General features: G+C 60.0%; 21 protein-coding genes and 1 pseudogene. 14 read left to right on the top strand and 8 right to left on the bottom strand.

The window, feature by feature from the left end; all coding sequences use genetic code 11:
- Positions 1–235: 235 nt before the first annotated feature.
- The 4 genes from phaC (C2E19_RS03105) to C2E19_RS03090 all read left to right on the top strand — a co-directional run bounded on the left by phaC (C2E19_RS03105) (position 236) and on the right by C2E19_RS03090 (position 5,384).
- Positions 236–1,915, top strand: a complete 1,680-nt coding sequence (phaC, locus tag C2E19_RS03105; RefSeq protein ID WP_129387896.1) for a class II poly(R)-hydroxyalkanoic acid synthase — start codon at positions 236–238, stop codon at positions 1,913–1,915.
- A gap of 142 nt (positions 1,916–2,057) precedes the next feature.
- Positions 2,058–2,912: a poly(3-hydroxyalkanoate) depolymerase gene (gene phaZ, locus C2E19_RS03100; RefSeq protein WP_129387894.1), complete on the top strand. Its 855-nt coding sequence runs from the start codon at positions 2,058–2,060 to the stop codon at positions 2,910–2,912.
- 138 nt (positions 2,913–3,050) lie between these two features.
- Positions 3,051–4,733 carry a class II poly(R)-hydroxyalkanoic acid synthase gene (gene phaC, locus C2E19_RS03095; protein ID WP_129387892.1) on the top strand — a complete coding sequence of 561 codons (1,683 nt, stop codon included), beginning with the start codon at positions 3,051–3,053 and terminating at the stop codon, positions 4,731–4,733.
- Positions 4,734–4,763: 30 nt separating this feature from the next.
- Positions 4,764–5,384, top strand: coding sequence for a TetR/AcrR family transcriptional regulator (locus C2E19_RS03090; RefSeq protein WP_129387890.1), 621 nt, complete (start codon positions 4,764–4,766; stop codon positions 5,382–5,384).
- Between the two features lie 136 nt (positions 5,385–5,520).
- Here C2E19_RS03090 and C2E19_RS03085 read toward each other — a convergent pair whose 3' ends face one another.
- The 3 genes from C2E19_RS03085 to C2E19_RS03075 form a co-directional block, all read right to left on the bottom strand.
- Positions 5,521–6,483: a phasin family protein gene (locus C2E19_RS03085; protein ID WP_129387888.1), complete on the bottom strand. Its 963-nt coding sequence runs from the start codon at positions 6,481–6,483 to the stop codon at positions 5,521–5,523.
- A 10-nt stretch (positions 6,484–6,493) separates the two neighbouring features.
- Positions 6,494–6,916 carry a phasin family protein gene (locus tag C2E19_RS03080; RefSeq protein WP_129387886.1) on the bottom strand — a complete coding sequence of 141 codons (423 nt, stop codon included), beginning with the start codon at positions 6,914–6,916 and terminating at the stop codon, positions 6,494–6,496.
- 242 nt (positions 6,917–7,158) lie between these two features.
- Positions 7,159–7,434 carry a polyhydroxyalkanoic acid system family protein gene (locus tag C2E19_RS03075; protein WP_129387884.1) on the bottom strand — a complete coding sequence of 92 codons (276 nt, stop codon included), beginning with the start codon at positions 7,432–7,434 and terminating at the stop codon, positions 7,159–7,161.
- Between the two features lie 154 nt (positions 7,435–7,588).
- Between C2E19_RS03075 and ubiE the strand changes: the two genes are divergently transcribed.
- The 10 genes from ubiE to C2E19_RS03025 all read left to right on the top strand — a co-directional run bounded on the left by ubiE (position 7,589) and on the right by C2E19_RS03025 (position 15,822).
- On the top strand, positions 7,589–8,359 hold the full coding sequence (gene ubiE / locus C2E19_RS03070; protein ID WP_008080626.1) for a bifunctional demethylmenaquinone methyltransferase/2-methoxy-6-polyprenyl-1,4-benzoquinol methylase UbiE: 771 nt from the start codon (positions 7,589–7,591) through the stop codon (positions 8,357–8,359).
- Positions 8,359–8,982: an SCP2 domain-containing protein gene (locus tag C2E19_RS03065; protein ID WP_003220855.1), complete on the top strand. Its 624-nt coding sequence runs from the start codon at positions 8,359–8,361 to the stop codon at positions 8,980–8,982. Before ubiE ends, C2E19_RS03065 begins: the two co-directional genes overlap by 1 nt.
- A complete protein-coding gene (gene ubiB, locus C2E19_RS03060) occupies positions 8,979–10,583 on the top strand; it encodes a ubiquinone biosynthesis regulatory protein kinase UbiB (RefSeq protein ID WP_129387882.1) in 1,605 nt (534 codons plus the stop codon). Before C2E19_RS03065 ends, ubiB begins: the two co-directional genes overlap by 4 nt.
- 120 nt (positions 10,584–10,703) lie before the next feature.
- Positions 10,704–11,105 carry a phosphoribosyl-AMP cyclohydrolase gene (gene hisI, locus C2E19_RS03055; RefSeq protein ID WP_007909357.1) on the top strand — a complete coding sequence of 134 codons (402 nt, stop codon included), beginning with the start codon at positions 10,704–10,706 and terminating at the stop codon, positions 11,103–11,105.
- Entirely contained in the window at positions 11,098–11,430 is a 333-nt protein-coding gene (locus tag C2E19_RS03050) for a phosphoribosyl-ATP diphosphatase (protein ID WP_007909355.1), read from the top strand. Before hisI ends, C2E19_RS03050 begins: the two co-directional genes overlap by 8 nt.
- Positions 11,431–11,455: 25 nt before the next feature.
- The gene (locus C2E19_RS03045; RefSeq protein ID WP_003220847.1) at positions 11,456–11,737 is read left to right on the top strand and encodes a twin-arginine translocase TatA/TatE family subunit; all 282 of its coding nucleotides are present in this window, start codon (positions 11,456–11,458) and stop codon (positions 11,735–11,737) included.
- 10 nt (positions 11,738–11,747) lie between these two features.
- Positions 11,748–12,215 carry a Sec-independent protein translocase protein TatB gene (gene tatB / locus C2E19_RS03040; protein ID WP_129387880.1) on the top strand — a complete coding sequence of 156 codons (468 nt, stop codon included), beginning with the start codon at positions 11,748–11,750 and terminating at the stop codon, positions 12,213–12,215.
- Positions 12,212–13,003 (top strand): twin-arginine translocase subunit TatC, encoded by a 792-nt coding sequence (gene tatC, locus C2E19_RS03035; RefSeq protein ID WP_083367258.1) that lies wholly within the window; start codon positions 12,212–12,214, stop codon positions 13,001–13,003. The genes tatB and tatC overlap by 4 nt, the downstream gene beginning before the upstream one ends.
- Entirely contained in the window at positions 13,000–13,707 is a 708-nt protein-coding gene (locus C2E19_RS03030) for a 16S rRNA (uracil(1498)-N(3))-methyltransferase (protein ID WP_129387878.1), read from the top strand. The genes tatC and C2E19_RS03030 overlap by 4 nt, the downstream gene beginning before the upstream one ends.
- A 198-nt stretch (positions 13,708–13,905) precedes the next feature.
- On the top strand, positions 13,906–15,822 hold the full coding sequence (locus C2E19_RS03025) for a methyl-accepting chemotaxis protein (protein WP_129387876.1): 1,917 nt from the start codon (positions 13,906–13,908) through the stop codon (positions 15,820–15,822).
- A 130-nt stretch (positions 15,823–15,952) separates the two neighbouring features.
- Here the strand turns inward: C2E19_RS03025 and C2E19_RS03020 are convergent, their stop codons facing one another.
- The 5 genes and pseudogenes from C2E19_RS03020 to C2E19_RS02995 form a co-directional block, all read right to left on the bottom strand.
- A complete protein-coding gene (locus C2E19_RS03020; protein ID WP_129387874.1) occupies positions 15,953–16,687 on the bottom strand; it encodes an amino acid ABC transporter ATP-binding protein in 735 nt (244 codons plus the stop codon).
- Positions 16,680–17,639 (bottom strand): amino acid ABC transporter permease, encoded by a 960-nt coding sequence (locus C2E19_RS03015; RefSeq protein WP_129387871.1) that lies wholly within the window; start codon positions 17,637–17,639, stop codon positions 16,680–16,682. Before C2E19_RS03015 ends, C2E19_RS03020 begins: the two co-directional genes overlap by 8 nt.
- 131 nt (positions 17,640–17,770) lie before the next feature.
- Positions 17,771–18,568, bottom strand: coding sequence for a transporter substrate-binding domain-containing protein (locus C2E19_RS03005; protein WP_129387868.1), 798 nt, complete (start codon positions 18,566–18,568; stop codon positions 17,771–17,773).
- A gap of 357 nt (positions 18,569–18,925) precedes the next feature.
- A pseudogene (gene mdoH / locus C2E19_RS03000) lies at positions 18,926–21,513 on the bottom strand (glucans biosynthesis glucosyltransferase MdoH); the annotation flags it as partial.
- Positions 21,506–23,317 carry a glucan biosynthesis protein G gene (locus C2E19_RS02995; protein ID WP_129387863.1) on the bottom strand — a complete coding sequence of 604 codons (1,812 nt, stop codon included), beginning with the start codon at positions 23,315–23,317 and terminating at the stop codon, positions 21,506–21,508. The pseudogene mdoH and the gene C2E19_RS02995, both read right to left, overlap by 8 nt.
- Positions 23,318–23,419: the final 102 nt, after the last annotated feature.

The raw sequence follows: 23,419 nt of genomic DNA, 5'->3' as shown, positions 1-23,419 counted from the left end.
GGCATTTTCTAAATTCATCTGTTTGAATGCTCCGCTGTGTGGCCGAGGATCGGCCCGCTTGCGAAAAAAATTAAACTCGGGTAACCAATGGAGCTGGCAAGTTCCCTGCAGTGCTCTACGACTGTAAAGCAGCTATGCAGAATTAACGGTCACCCGAGCAGTAGTACCTGGCATTGGCTGTGGAACTGCACAGCAGAAAACCGGGTACTCGTCTCAGGACAATGGAGCGTCGTAGATGAGTAACAAGAATAACGATGACCTGAAGTACCAAGCCTCGGAAAACACCCTGGGGCTTAATCCCGTCGTTGGGCTACGCGGAAAGGATCTGCTGGCCTCTGCTCGTATGGTGCTCAAACAGGCCATCAAACAACCGATCCATAGCGTCAAACACGTCACCCATTTCGGCCTCGAACTGAAGAACGTGCTGTTCGGCAAATCCGAACTGCAACCGGCTGGCGATGACCGTCGCTTCGCCGATCCGGCGTGGAGCCAGAACCCGCTCTACAAACGTTATCTGCAAACCTACCTGGCATGGCGCAAGGAACTCCACTCCTGGATCGATGACAGTAGCCTCTCCCCCAAAGACATCGCGCGCGGTCACTTCGTCATCAATCTGATGACCGAAGCCATGGCGCCGACCAACACTGCCGCCAACCCGGCTGCGGTGAAACGCTTCTTCGAGACCGGCGGCAAAAGCCTGCTCGATGGCCTCTCGCATCTGGCCAAGGATCTGGTGCACAACGGCGGCATGCCGAGCCAGGTCAACATGGGCGCGTTCGAGGTCGGCAAGAGCCTCGGCGTCACCGAAGGTGCGGTGGTGTTTCGCAACGACGTGCTGGAGCTGATCCAGTACAAGCCGATCACCGAGCAAGTCCACGAGCGCCCGTTGCTGGTGGTGCCGCCGCAGATCAACAAGTTCTACGTATTCGATTTGAGCCCGGACAAGAGTCTGGCGCGCTTCTGCCTGCGCAATAATGTGCAGACGTTCATCGTCAGTTGGCGCAACCCGACCAAGGCGCAGCGCGAGTGGGGCCTGTCGACGTACATCGACGCGCTGAAAGAAGCGGTCGACGTGGTCACCGCGATCACCGGCAGCAAAGATGTGAACATGCTCGGCGCCTGCTCCGGTGGCATCACCTGCACCGCCCTGCTCGGCCACTACGCGGCTATCGGCGAGAAGAAGGTCAATGCCCTCACGCTGCTGGTCAGCGTGCTCGACACGACGCTGGACAGCGACGTCGCCCTGTTCGTCGACGAGCAGACCCTGGAGACCGCCAAGCGCCATTCGTACCAGGCCGGTGTGCTCGAAGGCAAAGACATGGCCAAGGTCTTTGCGTGGATGCGCCCCAACGACCTGATCTGGAACTACTGGGTCAACAACTACCTGCTCGGCAACGAGCCGCCGGTGTTCGACATCCTGTTCTGGAACAACGACACCACACGGCTGCCGGCGGCGTTCCACGGCGACCTGATCGAGATGTTCAAAAACAACCCACTGATCCGCCCGAATGCACTGGAAGTGTGCGGCACACCGATCGACCTCAAGCAGGTCACGGCCGACATCTTCTCGCTGGCCGGCACCAACGACCACATCACGCCGTGGAAGTCCTGCTACAAGTCGGCGCAGTTGTTCGGCGGCAAAGTGGAATTCGTGCTGTCGAGCAGCGGGCATATCCAGAGCATCCTCAACCCGCCGGGCAACCCGAAATCGCGTTACATGACCAGCGAAGAAATGGCCGCGAATGCCGATGACTGGCAGGAAAACTCGACCAAGCACACCGATTCCTGGTGGCTGCACTGGCAGACGTGGCAAGCCGAACGTTCGGGCAACCTGAAAAAGGCCCCGCTGAAACTGGGCAACAAGGCACATCCGGCGGGCGAAGCCTCGCCGGGCACTTACGTACACGAGCGGTAATTGACACCACCCCTCCCCTGTAGGAGCTGCCGCAGGCTGCGATCTTTTGACTTTTGATTTTTAAAAAACAAGATCAAAAGATCGCAGCCTTCGGCAGCTCCTACAGGGGGTGTGGTGAATTTAAATCCACAGGGCCTGACGCATGCCGCAACCGTTCATATTCCGTACCGTCGATCTGGATGGGCAGACCATCCGCACGGCGGTACGCCCCGGCAAGCCTCACTTGACGCCCTTGCTGATTTTCAACGGCATCGGCGCCAACCTGGAGCTGGTGTTTCCATTTGTCGCGGCGCTGGACCCGGATCTGGAAGTGATCGCCTTCGACGTCCCCGGTGTCGGCGGCTCCTCGACGCCTAACCGGCCGTATCGCTTTCCCGGCCTGGCCAAGCTGACCTCGCGGATGCTCGATTACCTCGATTACGGTCAGGTCAACGTCATCGGCGTGTCGTGGGGCGGCGCACTCGCGCAGCAGTTCGCCTACGACTACCCCGAACGCTGCAAGAAACTGGTGCTGGCGGCGACTGCGGCCGGTGCGGTGATGGTGCCGGGCAAACCGAAAGTGCTGTGGATGATGGCCAGTCCACGGCGCTACATTCAGCCTTCGCACGTGATCCGCATCGCGCCGCTGATCTATGGCGGCTCGTTCCGTCGCGACCCGACCCTGGCCGCCAGCCACGCGGCGAAAGTACGCTCGGCGGGCAAGCTCGGTTATTACTGGCAGCTGTTTGCCGGCCTCGGCTGGACCAGCATTCACTGGCTGCACAAGATCCATCAGCCGACGCTGGTGCTGGCCGGTGACGACGATCCGCTGATCCCGCTGATCAACATGCGCATGCTCGCCTGGCGCATTCCCAACGCGCAGTTGCACATCATCGATGACGGCCATCTGTTCCTGATCACCCGCGCCGAAGCCGTGGCGCCGATCATCATGAAATTCCTCCAGGAGGAACGTCAGCGCGCGGTGATGCATCCGCATCCGACACCGCAGGGCGGCTAAGCGCTGCGGCAGGCTTTATGCAGGGCTTTACAGAAAGTGCGTGGCAGGACGCCGCGCAGGCAGCAACCGATAACAGCGTCTATGGTGTTCTGGTTCGGTGAATGTGTTTTTGGCCTGAAGACGAAGGAGTGTTGAGTCATGCGCGACAAACCAGCGACGGGCGGAGTGCCCAGCCCCGCCGTGTTCATCAACGCACAGAGTGCGATCACCGGCCTGCGCGGCCGGGACCTGATCTCGACCTTGCGCAGCGTCGCCGCCCATGGTTTGCGCAACCCGATTCATAGCGCAAAACACGCCTTGAAACTCGGCGGCCAACTGGGCCGCGTGCTGCTCGGCGAAACCCTGCACCCGACCAATCCACAGGACAGCCGTTTCGCTGATCCGGCGTGGAGCCTCAACCCGTTTTACCGGCGCAGCCTGCAGGCGTATCTGGCCTGGCAGAAACAGGTCAAAAGCTGGATCGACGACAGCGACATGAACCCGGAAGACCGCGCTCGCGCGCACTTCGCTTTCACCCTGCTCAACGACGCGGTGGCGCCGTCCAACACCCTGCTCAACCCGCTGGCGGTGAAAGAGCTTTTCAACTCTGGCGGCCACAGTCTGGTGCGCGGCCTCAGTCATTTATTCGATGACTTGCTGCACAACGACGGTTTGCCGCGCCAGGTGACCAAACAGGCTTTCGAGGTCGGCAAGACCGTCGCCACCACCACCGGCTCAGTGGTGTTTCGCAACGATTTGCTTGAGCTGATCCAGTACAAGCCAATGAGCGAAAAGCAGTACGCCAAGCCGCTGCTGGTGGTGCCGCCGCAAATCAACAAGTACTACATTTTCGACCTGAGCCCGCATAACAGCTTCGTCCAGTACGCGCTGAAAAACGGTTTGCAGACGTTCATGATCAGCTGGCGCAACCCTGATGTGCGCCATCGCGAATGGGGCCTGTCGACCTACGTCGAAGCGGTGGAAGAGGCAATGAACATCTGCCGGGCGATCACCGGCGCCCGCGAGGTCAACCTGATGGGTGCCTGCGCCGGCGGGCTGACCATCGCCGCGCTGCAAGGGCATTTGCAGGCCAAGCGGCAACTTCGCCGGGTCTCCAGCGCAACCTATCTGGTCAGCCTGCTCGACAGTGAAATCGAAACTTCGGCCACACTGTTTGCCGATGAGCAAACCCTCGAAGCCGCCAAGCGTCGTTCCTATCAGAAAGGCGTGCTCGACGGTCGCGACATGGCCAAGGTCTTCGCCTGGATGCGCCCCAACGATTTGATCTGGAGCTACTTCGTCAACAACTACCTGTTGGGCAAAGAGCCGCCGGCCTTCGACATCCTCTACTGGAACAACGACAACACTCGCCTGCCGGCGGCGTTTCACGGCGACTTGCTGGACTTCTTCAAGCACAACCCGCTGACCCATCCGGGTGGCCTGGAAGTCTGTGGCACGCCGATCGACCTGCAGAAGGTCACCGTCGACAGCTTCAGCGTCGCTGGCATGAACGACCACATTACGCCATGGGATGCGGTGTATCGCTCGACCTTGCTGCTCGGCGGCGAGCGACGTTTCGTGCTGTCCAACAGCGGCCACGTGCAGAGCATTCTCAACCCGCCGAGTAACCCGAAAGCCGCGTACGTCGAGAACGGCAAGATGAGCAGCGACCCGCGCGCCTGGTACTACGACGCCAAGCACGTCGACGGCAGCTGGTGGCCGCAGTGGCTGGAATGGATTCAACAGCGCTCCGGCGCGCAGCACGAAACCTCGTTCACCCTCGGCAACCCTAACTATCCACCGATGGAGGCAGCGCCCGGTACCTACGTGCGTGTGCGCTGACGCTTAACCGAACTTTTCTAAGAAGACTGGATGAAAACCCGCGACCGGATTCTCGAATGTGCTTTGCAATTGTTCAACGAAAAGGGCGAGCCGAACGTCTCCACCATGGAGGTTGCCAACGAAATGGGGATCAGCCCGGGCAACCTTTACTACCACTTCCATGGCAAGGAACCGCTGATTCTCGGGTTGTTCGAGCGCTTCCAGAATGAACTGGCCCCGCTGCTGGATCCGCCATCGGATGTCGAGCTGGCACCGGAGGATTATTGGCTGTTCCTGCATCTGATCGTCGAGCGGCTGGCGCAGTATCGGTTCCTGTTTCAGGACCTGTCGAACCTCGCCGGGCGCTTGCCGAAACTGGCCAAGGGCATTCGCAATCTGCTCAATGCATTGAAGCGCACGCTGGCGTCGTTGCTGGCGCGGTTGAAGGCGGGCGGGCAGCTGGTCAGCGATACCCAGGCGTTGGGGCAGTTGGTGGAGCAGATCACCATGACGCTACTGTTTTCTCTGGACTATCAGCGGATTCTTGATCGTGAGGGCGAGGTCAGGCTGGTGGTTTATCAGATCATGATGCTGGTGGCCCCGCATCTTTTGCCGCCGGTGAAGGTCGCTACCGAACGCATGGCCCTGCAGTATCTTGAAGACCACGAGTGACCCGGAATCAAAAGATCGCAGCCTTCGGCAGCTCCTACAGAGGTCTGTATAGGAGCTGCCGAAGGCTGCGATCTTTTGATCTTCAAACAAAACGCCCGACCTTCACAGGCCGGGCGTTTTGTTTTGCCCTGATAAATCAGGACTGACTGGTTGGCGTCGACGGCGTCGATGCAACAGTCGGGGTAGCCACCGGAGTCGGTGCTGCGGCGGAGTTCGACGCGCTCACCGGAGCTGCCGGAGTGGCCGGCTTGGCTGCAGCAGGCGCGGCCGGTTTCGGCGCAGCGGCTTTCGGTGCGACCGGTTTTTTCACTGCCGGTTTTTTCGCCGCAGCGGGTTTCGCCGCAGGCTTGGCAGCCGGCTTCGCGGCAGCGGTTTTCGCTGCAGGCTTGGCCGCAGGCTTCGCTGCGGTTTTCGCTGCAGGCTTGGCCGCAGGCTTCGCTGCGGTTTTGGCCGCAGGTTTTGCTGCCGGTTTGGCAGCGGCTTTGGCGGCAACCGGTTTGGCTGCAGCTTTTGCTGCTGGCTTGGCGGCAGCAGTTTTCGCTGCAGGCTTGGCCGCTGCTTTTGCGGCAGGTTTAGCCGCTGCCTTGGCCAGTGGCTTGGCCGTCGTTTTAGCAGCAGGTTTGGCCGCCGCAGTTTTCGCTGCAGGCTTGGCAGCAGCGGTTTTCGCCGTCACAGGCTGAGCTTTCAGACCGGTGAGTTTTTCGATCTGTCTGGTCAGTGTGTCGACCTTGCTGTTGAGCGCTTTGACTTCATTGCGGCTCGGTACACCGAGGCGCGAAATCGCGCTGTTCAGGCGCTTGTCAAAAGCCCCTTCCAGCTCGTCCCACTTGCCCAGTGCGCGATCTTTCACGCCGCTGATGCGCGACTTGGCCGAGGTAGCAGAGTCCTTGGCGGCATCGACTTTCTTGCCGACTGCCGACTTGGTGAGCTTCTCGGCTTTCTCGCCGTCTTTGACCAATGTATCGAAGAGCTTGCTGCCGTCAGTGTCGATCTTCGAGTACACGCCTAAACCAGCCAGCCAGATTTTGCGGGAGTAGGATTCGACCTTCCCGACCCACGAGCTGCTATCTTTTTTATCAGTAGTCTTTTTGCCAGCCATCCCGTTCTCCTTAAGATTTACGCGCGACGCGTTCGAGCAATGCCGTCAGCTCATCGAGCTTAGCAGAGAGTGTCTCAACGTCATGTTTAGACGGAATGCCGATACGATTCAAGGCGCTTGCTACACGGGAGTCGAACGCCTTCTCGACCTTGTCGAGCTGAACTTCGACGCGACCTTTGAATGAACTCACTTCACCCTTGGCTTCATCGATCTCGGCGTTGGCCGCTTCGAGTTTTTCGGTGACGGCTTTTTTGCCTTTCTTTTCAACAGTTTGACCAGCTTTGATCAACTCTTGAAAGTACTCGTTGCCCTCTTGGCCGACCTTGGCGTAGGCACCCAGGCCTGCCAGCCAGATCTTGCGGGCATAGGATTTGACGTCGCTCAGAGCAGAAGTCGAAGCGTCGATTTTTTTCTTCAAAATAACTTTGGCCATGGTGCACCTCACGCGCAGAAGGTTTGAGGAACTGCCGGACAAGTGTCGGGCTCATGCACAAAGTAAGTAGAAAAATTAGAAACGGCACCCTAACAACTGACATAAACAGCAGGGGCACCACAAAACAAATGTGGGAGCGGGCTTGCTCGCGAATGCGGTGTATCAGTCAATATCTGAGTCGACTGACACACCGCATTCGCGAGCAAGCCCGCTCCCACAGGGGATAACATTGCAACCAGGAATCAGAACAGCGCTTTGTCGAGGGCTTTCTCGATTTCGGCTTTGATCATGCCGCTCATGGCCGACATCATGATGCCCAGCTCAACGTCGACCTTGATCGAATCGTCCGCCACATGCACCGCGCCTTTCACGCCCGAGCGCTTGAGGTTCAGGGTGTCGCCGGACCATTGCGGCTCCAGGCCATATTGCTCGGAAAGTTTCTGCGCGAGCTTGTCGGCCTTCTCGCGGGCGGCTTCCTTACCCAGGTTGTGGGCACGTTCAACACTGATTTTGGCCATTGAATGCCTCCTGATTGATCAATAGGTGTCGGTAAATCTTGACCGCTGCTGCGGCAAATCGTCCCGAAGGTCGCCCATCTTACCTTTAGCCATTCCAAGACAAAGCATGGCTTGGGGATTAGAATGTCGCGCATTCTCTTTTGGTGACAGCGATATGACTGATCAGCGCAAAGGCAGCGATGCCGAACCCACCACTCACTTCGGCTTCAAAAACGTTCCGGAAAGCCAGAAAGCGGAAAAAGTCGCTGAGGTTTTCCACTCGGTAGCCGCCAAGTACGACCTGATGAACGACCTTCTGTCGGGCGGCATGCACCGTCTGTGGAAGCGTTTCGCGATCGAACTGTCGGGTGTGCGCAGCGGTAACCGCGTGCTGGACATCGCCGGCGGTACCGGCGACCTGACCAAAAAATTCTCGCACCTGGTTGGCCCGACCGGTCAGGTGGTGCTGGCTGACATCAACGAATCGATGCTCAAGGTCGGCCGTGACCGCCTGCTCGATCTGGGTGTCGCCGGCAACGTCGAATTCGTTCAGGCGGACGCCGAAAAACTGCCGTTCCCGGACAACCACTTCGACTGCGTGACCATCGCCTTCGGCCTGCGCAACGTGACGCACAAGGAAGACGCCCTGCGTTCGATGTTGCGCGTGCTCAAGCCCGGCGGTCGTCTGCTGGTGCTGGAATTCTCGAAGCCGACCAACGCGCTGATGTCGAAAGCCTACGACGCGTACTCGTTCGCCTTCATGCCGCTGATGGGCAAGCTGATCACCAATGACTCGGAAAGCTATCGCTACCTCGCCGAATCGATCCGCATGCACCCGAATCAGGAAACGTTGAAGTCGATGATGGTCGACGCCGGTTTCGACCGCGTGACCTATCACAACATGACCGCAGGCATCGTCGCCCTGCACCGTGGCATCAAGCCCTGATGTTGCTCACCGGGCTGCTCGCCAGCGTTGAACTCGGCCTCAACCGGGTGCTGCGTCTCGACAGCACGGCGCTGCCGCGGCTGGCGCATTTGACCGGCAAGGTAATTGCCGTCGACTGCCGCAGCCCGGCGCTGCAACTGTTCATCTTGCCCAGCGACGAAGGTCTGATGCTGGCCTCGCACTGGGAAACCGGTGTCGACTGCACCCTGCGTGCCCCAGCCTCCAGCCTGGTCAAACTGGCCGTGAGCAAAGACAAGACTGCGGTGTTGCACGCCCCGGAAGTCGAGCTCGATGGCGACAGCGGCGTGCTGCTGGAATTGGCCGGCGTGTTGCAGGATCTTGAGCTGGACTGGGAGTACGAACTCTCGCGCTGGCTGGGACCTGTCGCCACGCAACTGATTGGCGGTCATCTGCGCAGCCGCGCACGCTGGTATCAACAAGGATTTGCCAGCCTCAACCAGAATCTCGCCGAATACCTCGCCGAAGAATCGCGCACCCTCGTCGGGCAGCGCGAAGCCGAAGCGCGCTTCAGCGAACTGGACCGGATCAAACTTGATCTGGAACGTCTCGAGGCGCGTTTCGAGCGCCTTTCCCGATCCCTCGACCCAAGCGATAACGCATGAAGCTGCTTGCCGTCCGCCGTCTGTTGCGCATCCAGCGCGTCGTGATCCGCTACCGCCTCGATGACCTGCTGTTCGATCTGCCGTTGCCGTGGTTTCTCCTCGCGCTGCGCTATGTGCTGCCGTGGCGCTGGTTCCCGCGCAAGCCGCTGGATCTGAGCCGGGGCGCGCGTTTGCGTCTGGCGTTGCAGGATCTCGGGCCGATTTTCATCAAGTTCGGGCAGATTCTTTCGACCCGCCGCGACCTGCTGCCGGAAGACATCGCCGATGAGCTGATGCACCTGCAGGATCGTGTGCCGCCGTTCGATTCGCAGCTATCGATCAAGCTGATCGAAGAGCAACTGGGCAAGAAAATCAGCGACGTGTTCAGCCGCTTCGACGTCGAACCGCTGGCCTCGGCCTCGGTGGCGCAGGTGCATGCCGCGCAGCTGAAAACTGGCGAAGAAGTGGTGGTCAAGGTGATCCGTCCGGGCCTCAAGCCGATCATCGCGCAGGATCTGGCGTGGCTGTTCATCCTCGCCCGTGCCGCCGAAAAAGTCTCCGCCGACGCGCGTCTGCTGCACCCGGTCGACGTGGTCCAGGACTACGAAAAAACCATCTACGACGAACTCGATCTGCTGCGCGAGGCGGCCAACGCCAGCCAGTTGAAGCGCAACTTCGAAGGTTCGCCGCTGCTCTATGTGCCGCAGGTCTATTGGGACTGGTGCCGGCCGAAAGTGCTGGTGATGGAGCGCATCTACGGCATTCAGGTGACAGATCTGGCGACCCTCGCCGACCAGCGCACCGACATGAAAATGCTCGCCGAGCGTGGCGTGGAGATTTTCTTCACCCAAGTGTTCCGCGACAGTTTTTTCCACGCCGACATGCACCCGGGCAACATCTTCGTCAGCACCGTCAACCCGTGGAGCCCGCAATACATCGCGATCGACTGCGGCATCGTCGGCAGCCTGACCCCGGAAGACCAGGATTATCTGGCGCGCAACCTGTTCGCCTTCTTCAAGCGTGACTACCGTCGCGTGGCGCAGTTGCACATCGATTCGGGCTGGGTTCCGGCAGAAACCAAACTCAACGAATTCGAAGCGGCGATCCGCACCGTGTGCGAACCGATCTTCGAAAAACCGTTAAAAGATATTTCATTTGGCCAGGTGCTGATGCGCCTGTTCCAGACCGCACGCCGTTTCAACATGGAAGTGCAGCCGCAACTGGTGCTGCTGCAAAAGACCCTGCTGAACATCGAAGGTCTTGGCCGTCAGCTGTATCCGGATCTGGATCTGTGGAACACCGCGCAGCCATTCCTCGAACGCTGGATGCGCGAGCGCGTCAGCCCGAAAGCCTTGCTCGGCAACGTGCAGAGCCAGTTTGAACAGTTGCCGCATCTGGCGAATATGGCCCGCGATCTGCTCGAACGCATGTCCCAGCCACACGCCTACGACCCGCCGCCACCGTGGCATAAACGCAAGGACGACTGGTTCCTGCGCCTGCTCGGTTGCGCGCATCTGGCCGGCGGGGTGATCCTCGCCATCGGTGGCCCGCTAAACGAATTGGGACATTGGCCGGCGGGAATCATGGTGGCCGTGGGCTTGTATCTGGTCGTTCGCCGATAGCACGAATCAGCTGCAAGTTATAAGCTGCGAGCTGCAAGCCTGACGTTACAGCAACACCGCAATCTGCTTTTACTTGCAGCTTGAAGCTCAACGCTCGTAGCTGCGTTTCGGGAATTGAAGATGAAAAACTGGCTGGACGAGATCAAGTGGGACGCTGATGGCCTGGTGCCGGCGATTGCCCAGGATCACAAGACCGGACGCGTGCTGATGATGGCCTGGATGAACCGCGAAGCGCTCGAACTGACCGCCGCGGAAAACCGTGCAATCTACTGGTCACGTTCGCGTGGCAAGCTGTGGCGCAAGGGCGAAGAGTCCGGCCATGTGCAGACCCTGCATGAAATGCGTCTGGACTGTGACGCCGACGTGATCATCCTGATGGTTGAACAGATCGGCGACATCGCTTGCCATACCGGCCGTCAAAGCTGCTTTTACCGCGTCTTCGAAAACGGCGACTGGAAAACCGTCGATCCGGTCCTGAAAGACCCGCACGCCATTTATTCCGCAGGACACAAACATGAGTGACACCCTGACCCGCCTGGCTGAAGTGCTCGAAGAGCGCAAAGGCGCAGCTGCCGACAGCTCGTATGTAGCTAGTCTGTATCACAAGGGTTTGAACAAGATTCTGGAGAAAGTCGGCGAAGAGTCGGTCGAAACCATTATTGCCGCCAAGGATGCCGCGATCAGTGGCGACTGCAGCGATGTGATTTACGAGACCGCCGACCTGTGGTTCCACAGCATGGTCATGCTCGCCCAACTGGGGCAGCATCCGCAGGCTGTGCTGGATGAACTGGATCGCCGCTTCGGCCTGTCCGGACACGTCGAGAAAGCCTCGCGTCCGTCCGCCTGAACAATTTTTAGAGAGGAACAGCAACATGGGCATTTTTGACTGGAAACACTGGATTGTCATTCTGGTAGTCGTGGTGTTGGTGTTCGGCACCAAGAAACTGAAAAACCTCGGCACCGACGTTGGCGAGTCGATCAAAGGCTTCCGCAAAGCCATGAACGACGACGAAAAACCTGCCGCTGATCCAACCGTGACGCCTGCGCAGCCAGTGCCACCGGTGCAGCCACAAGCCACCGCTCAGGCCAACCCGCCGCACACCATCGACGTGCAGGCGCAGAAAGTCGAAGAGCCGATCCGCAAAGACGTGTGAGCACTGACTAATGTTTGGTATCAGCTTCTCTGAACTGCTGCTCGTCGGCCTCGTTGCCCTGCTGGTGCTCGGCCCCGAGCGTTTGCCGGGCGCTGCGCGCACCGCTGGCCTGTGGGTTGGACGGCTGAAGCGCAGCTTCAACGCGATCAAACAGGAAGTTGAACGTGAAATCGGTGCCGACGAGATTCGTCGGCAACTGCACAACGAGCACATTCTGTCGCTGGAGCAGGAGGCGCGGAAGATTTTCAGCCCGGTTCAGCAAGAGCCAACGCCGGTTGAGCATGTAGGCGAGCAGACGATTCATGCGCCGACTGCACCTGTTGTGCCTGCTCCGACACCTGCACCTGCTGCCGTTGTAGCACCGACAGAACCGGCACCAGTCGTTGTTGTGGAACAGTCTGTTGAACACGTTGCGCCAAACGCCGCGCCGATCACACCAGCGCCTCAAGACTCCACTCTGCCGCCGCGAGCCCCATGAGCGATCTCCCCGAAAACGACCAGCACATGCCGCTGGTTTCGCACCTCACCGAGTTGCGCACCCGCCTGCTGCGTTGTGTGGCGGCGATCTTCATCATCTTCGCCGGGCTGTTCGCCTTCACCCAGCAGATCTACACCTTCGTCTCGACGCCGCTGCGCCAGTACCTGCCGGTTGGCGCGACGATGATCGCCACTGATGTGTCGTCGCCGTTTCTGACGCCACTGAAGCTGACGATGATGGTTTCGCTGTTCCTCGCGATTCCGGTGATCCTGCATCAGATCTGGGGCTTCATCGCGCCGGGCCTGTACAAGCATGAAAAACGCATCGCGGTGCCGCTGCTGGTGTCGAGCATCCTGCTGTTCTATACCGGCATGGCGTTCGCCTATTACTTCGTATTCCCGCTGATCTTCAAATTCTTCGCTGCGGCCACCCCGGCCGGCGTGGAAATGATGACCGACATCGCCAGTTACCTCGATTTCGTCATGACGCTGTTCTTCGCTTTCGGCGTGGCGTTCGAGATTCCGGTGGCCGTGGTCCTGCTGGTGTGGATCGGCGTGGTCGACGTCAAATACCTGAAGAAAATCCGCCCGTACGTGATCATCGGCTGCTTCGTGGTCGGCATGATTCTGACCCCGCCGGACATCTTCTCGCAGACCCTGCTGGCCGTGCCGATGTGGATGCTGTTTGAAATCGGCATTCTGTTCGGTGGTTTGATCAGCAAGCGCGAACGCCCGGACGAAACCCCGGCCGACGACCACAACGACCAGCCGCCAGCGACCCAGGCATGAACCTGCTGTTGCTCGAAGAGGCCGATTTCATTGCGGCCGACCGCGTGGTGCTGCGTGATCGCCGCCTGACCCATATGCAGGAAGTTCACCGCTCGGAAGTCGGTGACAGCCTGCGCGTTGGGCGCATCAACGGGCTGATGGGGTCGGCCGAGTTGCTGCGCCTGGAGCCGGGTGAAGCGGAATTACGCGTAACCCTCGACCAACCGCCACCGGCCAAGCTGCCGCTGACGCTGGTGCTGGCGCTGCCGCGCCCGAAAATGCTTCGTCGGGTATTTCAGACCGTGGCGACCATGGGCGTCTCGAAGGTCATTCTGGTCAACAGCTACCGGGTCGAGAAGAGTTTCTGGCAGACGCCGTTTCTTGATCCTGAGGCGATCCGTGAGCAACTGATCCTCGGCCTGGAACAGGCCCGCGATACGGTGCTGCCGGAGATCATCATCGAGAAACGCTTCAAACCGTTTGTTGAAGATCGGTTGCCAGCGATTACCGACGGCACCCTCGGCCTCGTCGGCCACCCCGGCAACTATCCGCCGTGCCCACGCGCCTTGAGCGAACCGGTCACGTTGGCGATCGGTCCCGAAGGCGGCTGGATCCCTTACGAAATCGATCTGCTGGGTAAATCCGGCCTGCAACCGGTGCAACTCGGCGAGCGCATCCTGCGCGTCGAAACCGCCGTCACCGCCCTCCTCGCCCGCCTCTTCTAACCCCAACACCCTGTAGGAGCTGCCGCAGGCTGCGATCTTTTGATGTTGTTTTTTAGAAGCAAGATCAAAAGATCGCAGCCTCGTTCCACTCGACAGCTCCTACAGGATGGCGGCGTCTCGGATAAATGGTGTTACAGATTGCCATCTTCCAGCCGATACAGTCCCCATAAGTCCAATTAGTGGTCGGGGAGTTGTCGCATGTACCGTTGGTTAGCCGAGAATCTGGGAAATGTCAGCGTCAAACGCAAGTTGGGGATCGGTTTCGGCCTGGTGCTGTTGCTGACGCTACTGATCACCTTCACCGGCTGGACCGGCATGAGCGGCATCATCAGCCGTGGCGACAAGCTCGGTTTCATCTCCAGCCTCAACGAGCTGACCAAGGACCTGCGCCTGGCGCGCCTGGACTATGAAGCGCGCCGTGGCGAGCAAGGCCCTGGCGCGGTGAACGAGCTGCTCGGCAAACTCGGCAGCGGCCTGCAAACTGCGCGCGGCTTGATTGAACAACCGAGCGATGCCGCCATGGTCGATCAGCAACTGGCCGCCGTCGCCGAATACAAGCGTGCCTTTGCCGACATGACCCAGGCCACCGTGCAGCGTGAAGACGCGCGCAGCAAGCTCGGCGCCAGCGCCGACAACGCTGTGGCGAAAGTCGCCGAAGTGGAAAAATCCCTGCTGCAAGGCGACAGCGTCGCGCAATTCAACAGCGTGATCGAGCTGAGCAAACTGCTGCAACAGGCGCGCTATCAGGTTCGCGGCTACACCTACAGCGGCAAGGCCGACGCCGAGCAACCGGCGCTGGACGCCATCGACAACGCGCTGAAAAATCTCGACAGCCTGCCGGCGAAACTGCCGGAGCAGCACATCGCCAACCTGCAACAGGCCACCGATTCGATCAAAGCCTATCGCGCGGCGGTCAGCCAGTTCCGCGACTCGCAAGTCAACAACGCCAAGGCGCAGGCGCAGATGGCGACGCAAGGCGACATCCTGCTCGACGTCAGCAAGAAGCTCACCGAATCGCAGACCGTGGTGCGCGACACCGACGCCGCTCACGCGAAGAACATGCTGATCATCGCCACCCTGCTGGCCGTGGCGTTCGGCCTGCTGGCGGCGTGGGCGATCACCCGTCAGATCATCATCCCGCTGAACCAGACCCTGAAAGTTGCCGAGCGCGTCGCCGCTGGCGATCTGACCCACAACCTGGTTTCCCAGCGCCGCGACGAACTTGGCCAGCTGCAACGCTCGATGCAAAGCATGACCCAGGGCCTGCGCGACTTGATCGGCGGGATCAGCGATGGCGTCACCCAGATCGCCAGCGCCGCTGAAGAGCTGTCGGCCGTCACTGAACAGACCAGCGCCGGGGTCAACAATCAGAAGATCGAGACTGATCAGGTCGCCACCGCCATGAACGAAATGGCCGCCACCGTGCAGGAAGTCGCGCGCAACGCCGAGGAAGCCTCCGAAGCGGCCGTGGCTGCCGACCAACAAGCCCGTGAAGGCGACAAGGTCGTCGGCGAAGCCATCGCACAGATCGAGCGCCTGGCGGTTGAAGTCGGTCACTCCACCGAAGCGATGGGCGAACTCAAGCGCGAAAGCGACAAGATCGGCAGCGTCCTCGACGTGATCAAATCCGTGGCCCAGCAAACCAACCTGCTAGCGCTCAACGCCGCTATCGAAGCCGCGCGTGCCGGTGAAGCCGGGCGCGGGTTTGCCGTGGTCGCCGATGAAGTGCGCAGCCTTGCTCAGCGCACACAAAAGTCCACCGAAGAGATCGAAGAGCTGATCATCGGCCTGCAAAACGGCACCCAGCAAGTCGCAACGATCATGGACAACAGCCGCACCCTGACCGACAGCAGCGTCGAACTGACCCGCCGCGCCGGCGGTTCGCTGGAGAGCATCACCCGCACCGTGTCGGCGATTCAGGCGATGAACCAACAGATCGCAGCGGCCGCCGAGCAGCAGAGCGCAGTGGCTGAAGAGATCAACCGTAGCGTGCTGAATGTGCGGGACGTGTCGGATCAGACCTCGGCGGCGAGTGAAGAGACCGCGGCGTCGAGCGTCGAGCTGGCGCGACTGGGGACGCATCTGCAGATGCTGGTGGGGCGCTTCAAGGTTTGAGGTGATTGGTCTGCCTCGGTTCACTCAAAACCGAGGTGATGCATTCGCGAGCAAGCCCGCTCCCACAGGGGAACGCATTCCAAATGTGGGAGCGGGCTTGCTCGCGAAGGCTTACTGACAGACGCTGAAATTACAGAACCTGACGCAGAAAGGCCTGAGCGCGCGGGTCTTTCGGTGCATCGAAGAACTCCGCCGGCGCCGCATCTTCCAGCAGTTTGCCGTGATCGAAGAACAACACCCGATCCGCCACTTCCCGGGCGAAACCCATCTCGTGGGTCACGCAAACCATGGTCATGCCTTCCACGGCCAGGTTCTTCATCACGTCCAGCACTTCGCCGACCATTTCCGGGTCGAGCGCCGACGTCGGCTCATCGAACAACATCACCTTCGGCTCCATCGCCAGCGCCCGGGCAATTGCCACGCGCTGTTGCTGACCGCCGGACAGGCGTGACGGAAACTCGTTGGCCTTCTGCGCGATGCCGACCTTTTTCAGCAACTCCATGGCCTTGGCCTCGCGCTCTTTCTTGCCGCGCTTGCGCACGACTTTCTGCGCCAGACAGAGGTTTTCCAGCACGGTCATGTGCGGGAACAGGTTGAAATGCTGAAAGACCATGCCGACTTCACGGCGGTAGGCGTTGACGTCGGTTTTCGCGTCGGCCAGTTGCAGGCCGTCGATGCTCACCGAGCCGGAGTCGAACTCCTCCAGGCCATTCAGGCAGCGCAGGAAGGTCGACTTGCCGGAACCCGACGGGCCGATCACCACCAGCACTTCACCCTTGGCCACCGTGGTGCTGACGTTATCCACCGCGCGCACCACTTGCCCACGGGTATCGAAGACTTTTACCAGATAGCGGACTTCAATCACTTTGCGCGAGCCTCCGCTCAAGCCGGCTGGCGATTTTCGACAGCGGCAGGTTGATCAACAGGTACAGGCCGGCAACGCAGAACAGAATCTCGAACGGCGAAAACGACGTGGTGATGACTTCACGGCCGCTTTTCAGCAGTTCGGTGATGGCGATCACCGACACCAGCGAGGTGTCCTTGACCAGACTGATGAACTGCCCCGCCAGTGGCGGCAGCACGCGCTTCAGCGCCTGCGGCAACACCACGTGACGCATTGACTGGCCGGCACTCAGGCCGAGCGAGCGCGCCGCTTCGTTCTGGCCACGGGCAATCGATTGCACGCCGGAACGGATGATTTCGGCCACGTAGGCGCCGGTGAACAGCGACAGCGCGGCGATCCCGGCGAACTCGCGGGACAGGTTCATCACCGTGCCGATGAAGAAGTAGAAAATGAAGATCTGCACCAGCAGCGGCGTGCCGCGTACCAGTTCGACATAGATCGTCGAGAGGTCACGCAGGGTCGGGTTGTTCGATAGCCGGCACAGGCCCGTGACCAGACCGATCAGCAACCCCAGAATCCCCGACACCACCGACAGCCACAGCGTCGTCCACAAGCCCCACAACAGCGGCCCTGCCGCCCAATGTCGAGTAACACCGACGACGTCGCCTTCCGCGACATCATCGCCCTGGGCGAATTGCAGGCTGTTCTCGTCGACCGTCAGGTGCTGCTTGTCACCGGCGTCATTGCGCAGGGTGACGATAGCGCTGCCGCCCTTGCGCACGAGTTCAGTGACGGTGGAAATATCGGTGGCACGCTGGGTTTCTTCAGCCTGATAGGCGAAGTACTGCGGCACGCGGTTCCAGCGCCATTCGTAGGACATCAGCGACGTCGCGTAATACAACGCGCCCGCGAGGCCGACCAGCACCAGCACGGTGAGGACGTGCCAGGGCCATTGGGCTTTTTTCTGTTTCATTGCAGGTTCCGGATTTTGTGTTGCTCTGGAGGGCCTCTTCGCGAGCAAGCCCGCTCCCACAATTGGAATGCATTTCAAATGTGGGAGCGGGCTTGCTCGCGAATGGGGCGACTCGGTCTATCTGACCGGGCTTATTCCATGTCCTTGAGCCACTCGGTGCTCTTGAACCACTTGTCATGGATGCGATCGTAGGTGCCGTCTTCGTGAATCTGGTGCAGGAAGTTGTTGATGAAGTTGAGGCTGTCGTAATCGCCCTTCTTCAGACCAAACGCCAGAGGCTCGTAGGTGAACGGCTGGTCGAGGAACACCAGTTTGCCAGCGCCGACCTTGGTCACCGCCACGACGTTGTACGGCGCGTCGTAGATAAAGGCGTCAGCCTTGCCGTTGACCACGTCGAGCACCGCTTCCTGCTCGTTGTCGTAGCCGTGGTACTTGGCTTTCGAGATCAGCTTCTTGGCGACCATTTCGCCGGTGGTGCCGAGCTTGGAGGTGATGCGGTAGTCGGCGGTGTTCAGGTCTTTATACGACTTGATGGTGCCTTCCAGTTCCTTGCGGATCAGCAGGGTCTGGCCGACGACGATGAACGGTTCGCTGAAGTTCAGGCGCAGGTTGCGCTCTTGAGTCAGGGTCATGCCGCTGCCGATCATGTCGAACTTGTCGGTCATCAGCGCCGGGATGATACCGTCGTAGCCGGTGGAAACCAGTTCCAGCTTGACGCCCATGGCCTTGGACATGGCTTTGAGGATGTCGACTTCGAAGCCGATGATTTCGCCGCGCTTGTTGGTCATTTCGAACGGCATGTAGGTCGGATCCATACCGACTTTCAACGTGCCGCGCTTGACCGCGTCATCGATTGCGCCAGCCTGCGCCGCATTGACTGCAACCAGTGCCGTGACGCCGACCAGCAGCATCGACAGATACTTCTTCATCTTCAAGTCCCCAAAACCATTGCGTTTGCGGCGCGAAAACCAACAGAGACGGGCAAAAAAGCCCGGGTGCGCCAATTCGGGGACGGATGCTAACGCACTCGTTTTTTTGCACAAGGTTTAATGGACGATTTGTTTAACATCAAGAGCTGACCCTCACCCCAGCCCTCTCCCCTAGGGAGAGGGGGCCGACCGAGGTGTCTCAAGCTATACGCCGACCTGAAAGATCGAGTCGATTATGGATTCGGCAAAGCAGGATCAGGTCGGCGTAACTCTGAAGCATCCCCGGGTCAGTCCCCTCTCCCTTTGGGAGAGGGCTAGGGTGAGGGGCTTTTCAGCAGGCAAAAAAAACCCCGCAACATCGCGGGGTTTCTTCATCAGGCCGGCTGAGCCTGCAAGCTCACCGGTTGCAACGGCAACAACGGCGCATGCGGATCGGCTTTCACCGAAGCGCGCCAGGCATCCAGCCACTCGGCGTGACCTTCCGCCCAAACCTGCTCGTGCAGACGCGCCAGCGCCACAGGGTCGCTCAGCAGTTGCAGGCGATCATGGTTGTTCAGCCCGGCAGGGCCGACCTTGAGCGCGTGACGCACACGTTCCTGACGCAGCCACTCGATCGGCTCGGCCTGACCGTGACGGGAGGTCGCCAGCGAGCACGCCAAAGCGTTCTGCTGAGGATCGACCACTGCGCGGACAAAGCCGTCATTGAGGGCGTGGTAACGATTTTCGTGGGTGTACTGATCGGTCGCCAGCAGCGCCTGCGGAGGATTGTATTCCTCAGGGATGAGGAACAGGCTCTCGTCACGGGACTTCAGGCCCAAACCGACACGGCTGGAGATCACCGACACCGGGATCGACAGCATCAGCGAACCGACGATCGGCACCAGCCACCAGAGGAAGCTCGGGTTCAGCCAGATCACCAGCAGCGCCCAGCAGAAACCCAGCAGGGTTTGCGGGCCGTGGCGTTTGACCGCTTCGCTCCAAGGTGTCGAGTCGTCGTCACGTTGCGGCGAGTTCCAGGTCGCGGCCCAGCCGAGGAACGCGGCCAGCACGAAACGGGTGTGGAAAATCATCCGCACCGGCGCCAGCAGCATGGAGAAGAGCATCTCCAGCAGCATCGACAGGGTCACCTTGAACTTGCCGCCGAACTCTTTCGCGCCTTTGGCCCAGATCAGAATGATGCTCAACAGTTTCGGCAGGAACAGCAGCACGATGGTCGTCGAGAACAGTGCGATCGCCTTGTCCGGGTGCCATTGTGGCCACAGCGGATAAAGCTGTCGTGGTTCGAGGAAGTACTGCGGCTCCATCAGCGTGTTCACCGCCAGCAGCGCGGTCGACAACACCAGGAAGAAGAACCACAACGGCGCCGACAGGTACGACATCACGCCGGTCAGGAACACCGCACGGTGCACCGGGTGCATGCCTTTAACCAGGAACAGACGGAAGTTCATCAGGTTGCCGTGGCACCAGCGACGGTCACGCTTGAGTTCGTCGAGCAGGTTCGGCGGCAGTTCTTCATAGCTGCCCGGCAGATCGTAGGCAATCCACACGCCCCAACCGGCACGGCGCATCAGCGCGGCTTCAACGAAGTCGTGAGACAGGATCGCACCGGAGAAGGCACCTTTACCCGGCAACGGCGCCAAGGCGCAGTGGTCGATAAACGGCTTCATGCGGATGATCGCGTTGTGACCCCAGTAGTGGGATTCACCCAGCTGCCAGAAGTGCAGACCGGCGGTAAACAGCGGGCCATAAACGCGGGTCGCAAACTGTTGCATGCGCGCATAGAGAGTATCCATGCCCGACGCACGCGGCGCGGTCTGGATGATCCCGGCGTCCGGCGTGGCTTCCATCAAGCGCACCAGACTGGTCAGGCACTCGCCGCTCATGACCGAGTCGGCGTCAAGAACGACCATGTACTTGTAGTCACCGCCCCAGCGACGGCAGAAGTCGTCGAGGTTACCGCTCTTGCGTTTCACACGACGGCGACGGCGGCGATAGAAGATCTTGCCGAAGCCTTTGGCTTCGCGGCAGACGTCCAGCCAGGCCTGTTGCTCGGCGATACAGATATCGCTGTCGTTACTGTCGCTGAGAACGAAGAAGTCGAAACGATCAAGATCACCGGTGGCAGCGACCGATTCGAACGTTGCGCGCAGACCGGCGAAGACGCGCGGCACGTCTTCGTTACAGATCGGCATTACCAGCGCGGTACGCGCGTCTTTGGCAATCGGCTCGTTGCCGGCGCTTTTGCCGGAGATACGGTATTTATCGTGACCGGTGAGCAACTCGAGGAAGCCCATCAGCGCCGTCCAGAAACCGGCCGAGACCCAGCAGAACAGAATCCCGAAGAGAATCAGGATGCTGGTTTGCAGCGCATACGGCAGCACTTGCGTGGCGGTTTGCAGCAGCGGTTGGTGCAGGACTTCGTCAAGATCGACGAACGACCAGCCCTGATACGGCATGATGCCTTTCATGTACCAGCCGGCGACGATGGTCTGGCCGAGCATCAGCAGCAACAAAATGTAGCGACGAATCGAACCGACGGTACGCCAGCGCGCGGCCGGCAGAACGTTTTCGTCCTTCGGCGGCTGCGGCGGGTTGGTGCGACCGGTCATGCGGCGCCAGCCACGCACCAGAATATTGGTGCGCCATGGCTCCGGCACGACTTTGGTCCGACGGATCGGCGGCGTCGCCTTCATGCTGACGCGACCGCTGGCGTCGAGCACCAGCATCTCCGCTTCTTCAAGCTCTTCGGCGGTGCTCAGGACCAGGCGCTTGCCCACCGAAGCCTGGGCGGCTTCGGCAGGGGCGTCGAACGTCGAGGACGACAGGCGTTGATGCAGCTCGCTGAACGACTGGCAGCCCGCGAGTTCCGCGCGTTGCTCGTCGGTCATCGGCAGATGCGCCAGATACTCGGAGAGAGTCTCTGGCTGTACTTGAGAGTTACTCATCGGCAGGCAACTGATAGCTCCAGGTCTCGGTCAGGACTTCTTCAGTCGGTGCCGATTCCGGTGTGGCTGGGGCCGCGTCGGCAGCAACTGGCTGCTTGGCGTCTTTGTTGGCCTTGTCCTTGGCATCTGCTGCTGGCTTGGCGTCGGCCTGTTTGGCCTCGGCTGCCTTGGCTTCCTTGTCGAGTTTCTCTTGTTGCTTGGCGGCAACCTTGTCGGCCTTGGCGACGGACGAGTTGGACGCCGGCACCGATTTCGCCAGATCAGCGGTCACGACTGGCTGAACCAGGGCAGCACGCATTTCGGTCGACTTGCCCGCGTCCTTGATTTTCATCCGCAGGGTCAAGCGCCAGCCCTTGGTTTCCGGGTTGTAGCGCACGCTGTTTTCAACCAGCTCGGCGTTGTCGCCGACGCTGACCTGACTGCGAACGTCGGCATCCGGCGTCAGAGCGGCCAGCGATGGACCTTCGAAATCGACCAGGTAGGCAACGCTGCCGTCCGGCTGACGGATCAGGTTCGATTGCTTGACGTCACCGGTCGAACGCAGAGTCTGCGAAACCCAGGCGCTGTCCGGCGCGTGAATCGCCGCTTCGTCCATGGTCCAGTGCATGCGGTAAGCGAAGTCCAGCGGCTGACCCGGCTCCGGCATTTTTTCCGGGCTCCAGAACGCAACGATGTTGTCGTTGGTTTCGTCAGCGGTCGGAATCTCTACCAGATCAACGGTGCCTTTGCCCCACTCGCCCTTCGGCTCGATCCAGGCGCTTGGGCGCTTGTCGTAGCGATCGTCGAGGTCTTCGTAGTGGCTGAAGTCGCGGCCACGCTGCAGCAGACCGAAACCACGCGGGTTCTCGATGCTGAAGTTGCTGACGGCCAGGTGTTTCGGGTTGTTCAGTGGACGCCAGATCCACTCGCCGTTGCCGGCATGGATGGACAGACCGCTGGAGTCGTGCAGTTCACGACGGTAGTTGAGCACTTTCGACGGCTGGTTGGCGCCGAACAGGAACATGCTGGTCAGCGGCGCGATGCCCAGTTTGCCGACCTTGTCACGCAGGAACATTTGCGCCTTGACGTCGACAATGGTGTCGCTGCCCGGACGCAGGATCAGCCGGTAGGCACCGGTAGCACGTGGCGAATCGAGCAGGGCGAAGATCACCAGGTGCTTGTCGCCCGGCTTCGGCTGCTGAATCCAGAACTCGCGAAAACGCGGGAATTCTTCACCCGACGGCAATGCGGTATCGATAGCCAGGCCACGCGCCGACAGACCGTAGGTGTGACCCTTGCCGACAACGCGGAAGTAACTCGCGCCGAGCATGGTCATGATTTCGTCTTGCTTGTCGGCCTTGTTGATCGGGTACAGCACACGGAAACCGGCATAACCCAGTTGTTCGGTGGCTTTCGGATCGAATTTCAGGTCGCCGAAATCGAAGCGACTAGGATCGTATTTGATCTCTTCGACGGTGTTCGCTGTGATTTCGTTGATTTTCACCGGTGTATCGAAGTGCATACCCTGGTGATAGAAGGACAATTTGAACGGGGTCTTCTGATCAGCCCACTCAGCCTTTTCGGTGAGGAAGCGGATTTTCTGATAGTCCGCGAATTTCATGTCGCGGAATTCGTTCGGCAGGTTGCTGCGCGGGGCTTCGAATTTTTGCCCGGCCAGCTCTTTAGCTTTGGCCGATACATCGTCAAGATTGAACGCCCAAAGCTGACCGGCGCTGAGCAGGCACAGGAGCGCCGAACCCGCTACCAGGGCACTTCGCACGCGTTTGGCAGACAATTTTGCTGCATTACAGGGACTAACAATCACGAGCAACCCTCGCCGAAAACAGATCAATAAACCAACGGCCAGCAAGCCGTCTGTGTGGCCATCTTTGTCAGCTTATTTCGGTTCCAGGGAGCCAGATACTGC

It is taken from the genome of Pseudomonas sp. DTU12.3 (assembly GCF_004124275.1).
Taxonomy (GTDB): domain Bacteria; phylum Pseudomonadota; class Gammaproteobacteria; order Pseudomonadales; family Pseudomonadaceae; genus Aquipseudomonas; species Aquipseudomonas helmanticensis.
Note: the sequence above shows the minus strand (reverse complement) of the source record. Positions and strands in the feature narration are given on the sequence as shown.

What these genes read in the sequence shown, in the direction of transcription:
- hisI (WP_007909357.1), top strand. Translation starts at nt 10,704, where the DNA reads ATGAAAAACTGGCTGGACGAGATCAAGTGGGACGCTGATGGCCTGGTG.
- tatC (WP_083367258.1), top strand. Translation starts at nt 12,212, where the DNA reads ATGAGCGATCTCCCCGAAAACGACCAGCACATGCCGCTGGTTTCGCAC.
- C2E19_RS03025 (WP_129387876.1), top strand. Translation starts at nt 13,906, where the DNA reads ATGTACCGTTGGTTAGCCGAGAATCTGGGAAATGTCAGCGTCAAACGC.
- C2E19_RS03075 (WP_129387884.1), bottom strand. Translation starts at nt 7,434, where the DNA reads ATGGCCAAAATCAGTGTTGAACGTGCCCACAACCTGGGTAAGGAAGCC.
- C2E19_RS03090 (WP_129387890.1), top strand. Translation starts at nt 4,764, where the DNA reads ATGAAAACCCGCGACCGGATTCTCGAATGTGCTTTGCAATTGTTCAAC.
- phaZ (WP_129387894.1), top strand. Translation starts at nt 2,058, where the DNA reads ATGCCGCAACCGTTCATATTCCGTACCGTCGATCTGGATGGGCAGACC.
- C2E19_RS03005 (WP_129387868.1), bottom strand. Translation starts at nt 18,568, where the DNA reads ATGAAGAAGTATCTGTCGATGCTGCTGGTCGGCGTCACGGCACTGGTT.
- C2E19_RS03050 (WP_007909355.1), top strand. Translation starts at nt 11,098, where the DNA reads ATGAGTGACACCCTGACCCGCCTGGCTGAAGTGCTCGAAGAGCGCAAA.
- C2E19_RS03045 (WP_003220847.1), top strand. Translation starts at nt 11,456, where the DNA reads ATGGGCATTTTTGACTGGAAACACTGGATTGTCATTCTGGTAGTCGTG.
- phaC (WP_129387892.1), top strand. Translation starts at nt 3,051, where the DNA reads ATGCGCGACAAACCAGCGACGGGCGGAGTGCCCAGCCCCGCCGTGTTC.
- C2E19_RS03085 (WP_129387888.1), bottom strand. Translation starts at nt 6,483, where the DNA reads ATGGCTGGCAAAAAGACTACTGATAAAAAAGATAGCAGCTCGTGGGTC.
- C2E19_RS03030 (WP_129387878.1), top strand. Translation starts at nt 13,000, where the DNA reads ATGAACCTGCTGTTGCTCGAAGAGGCCGATTTCATTGCGGCCGACCGC.
- C2E19_RS03015 (WP_129387871.1), bottom strand. Translation starts at nt 17,639, where the DNA reads ATGAAACAGAAAAAAGCCCAATGGCCCTGGCACGTCCTCACCGTGCTG.
- ubiB (WP_129387882.1), top strand. Translation starts at nt 8,979, where the DNA reads ATGAAGCTGCTTGCCGTCCGCCGTCTGTTGCGCATCCAGCGCGTCGTG.
- phaC (WP_129387896.1), top strand. Translation starts at nt 236, where the DNA reads ATGAGTAACAAGAATAACGATGACCTGAAGTACCAAGCCTCGGAAAAC.
- ubiE (WP_008080626.1), top strand. Translation starts at nt 7,589, where the DNA reads ATGACTGATCAGCGCAAAGGCAGCGATGCCGAACCCACCACTCACTTC.
- tatB (WP_129387880.1), top strand. Translation starts at nt 11,748, where the DNA reads ATGTTTGGTATCAGCTTCTCTGAACTGCTGCTCGTCGGCCTCGTTGCC.
- C2E19_RS03065 (WP_003220855.1), top strand. Translation starts at nt 8,359, where the DNA reads ATGTTGCTCACCGGGCTGCTCGCCAGCGTTGAACTCGGCCTCAACCGG.
- C2E19_RS03080 (WP_129387886.1), bottom strand. Translation starts at nt 6,916, where the DNA reads ATGGCCAAAGTTATTTTGAAGAAAAAAATCGACGCTTCGACTTCTGCT.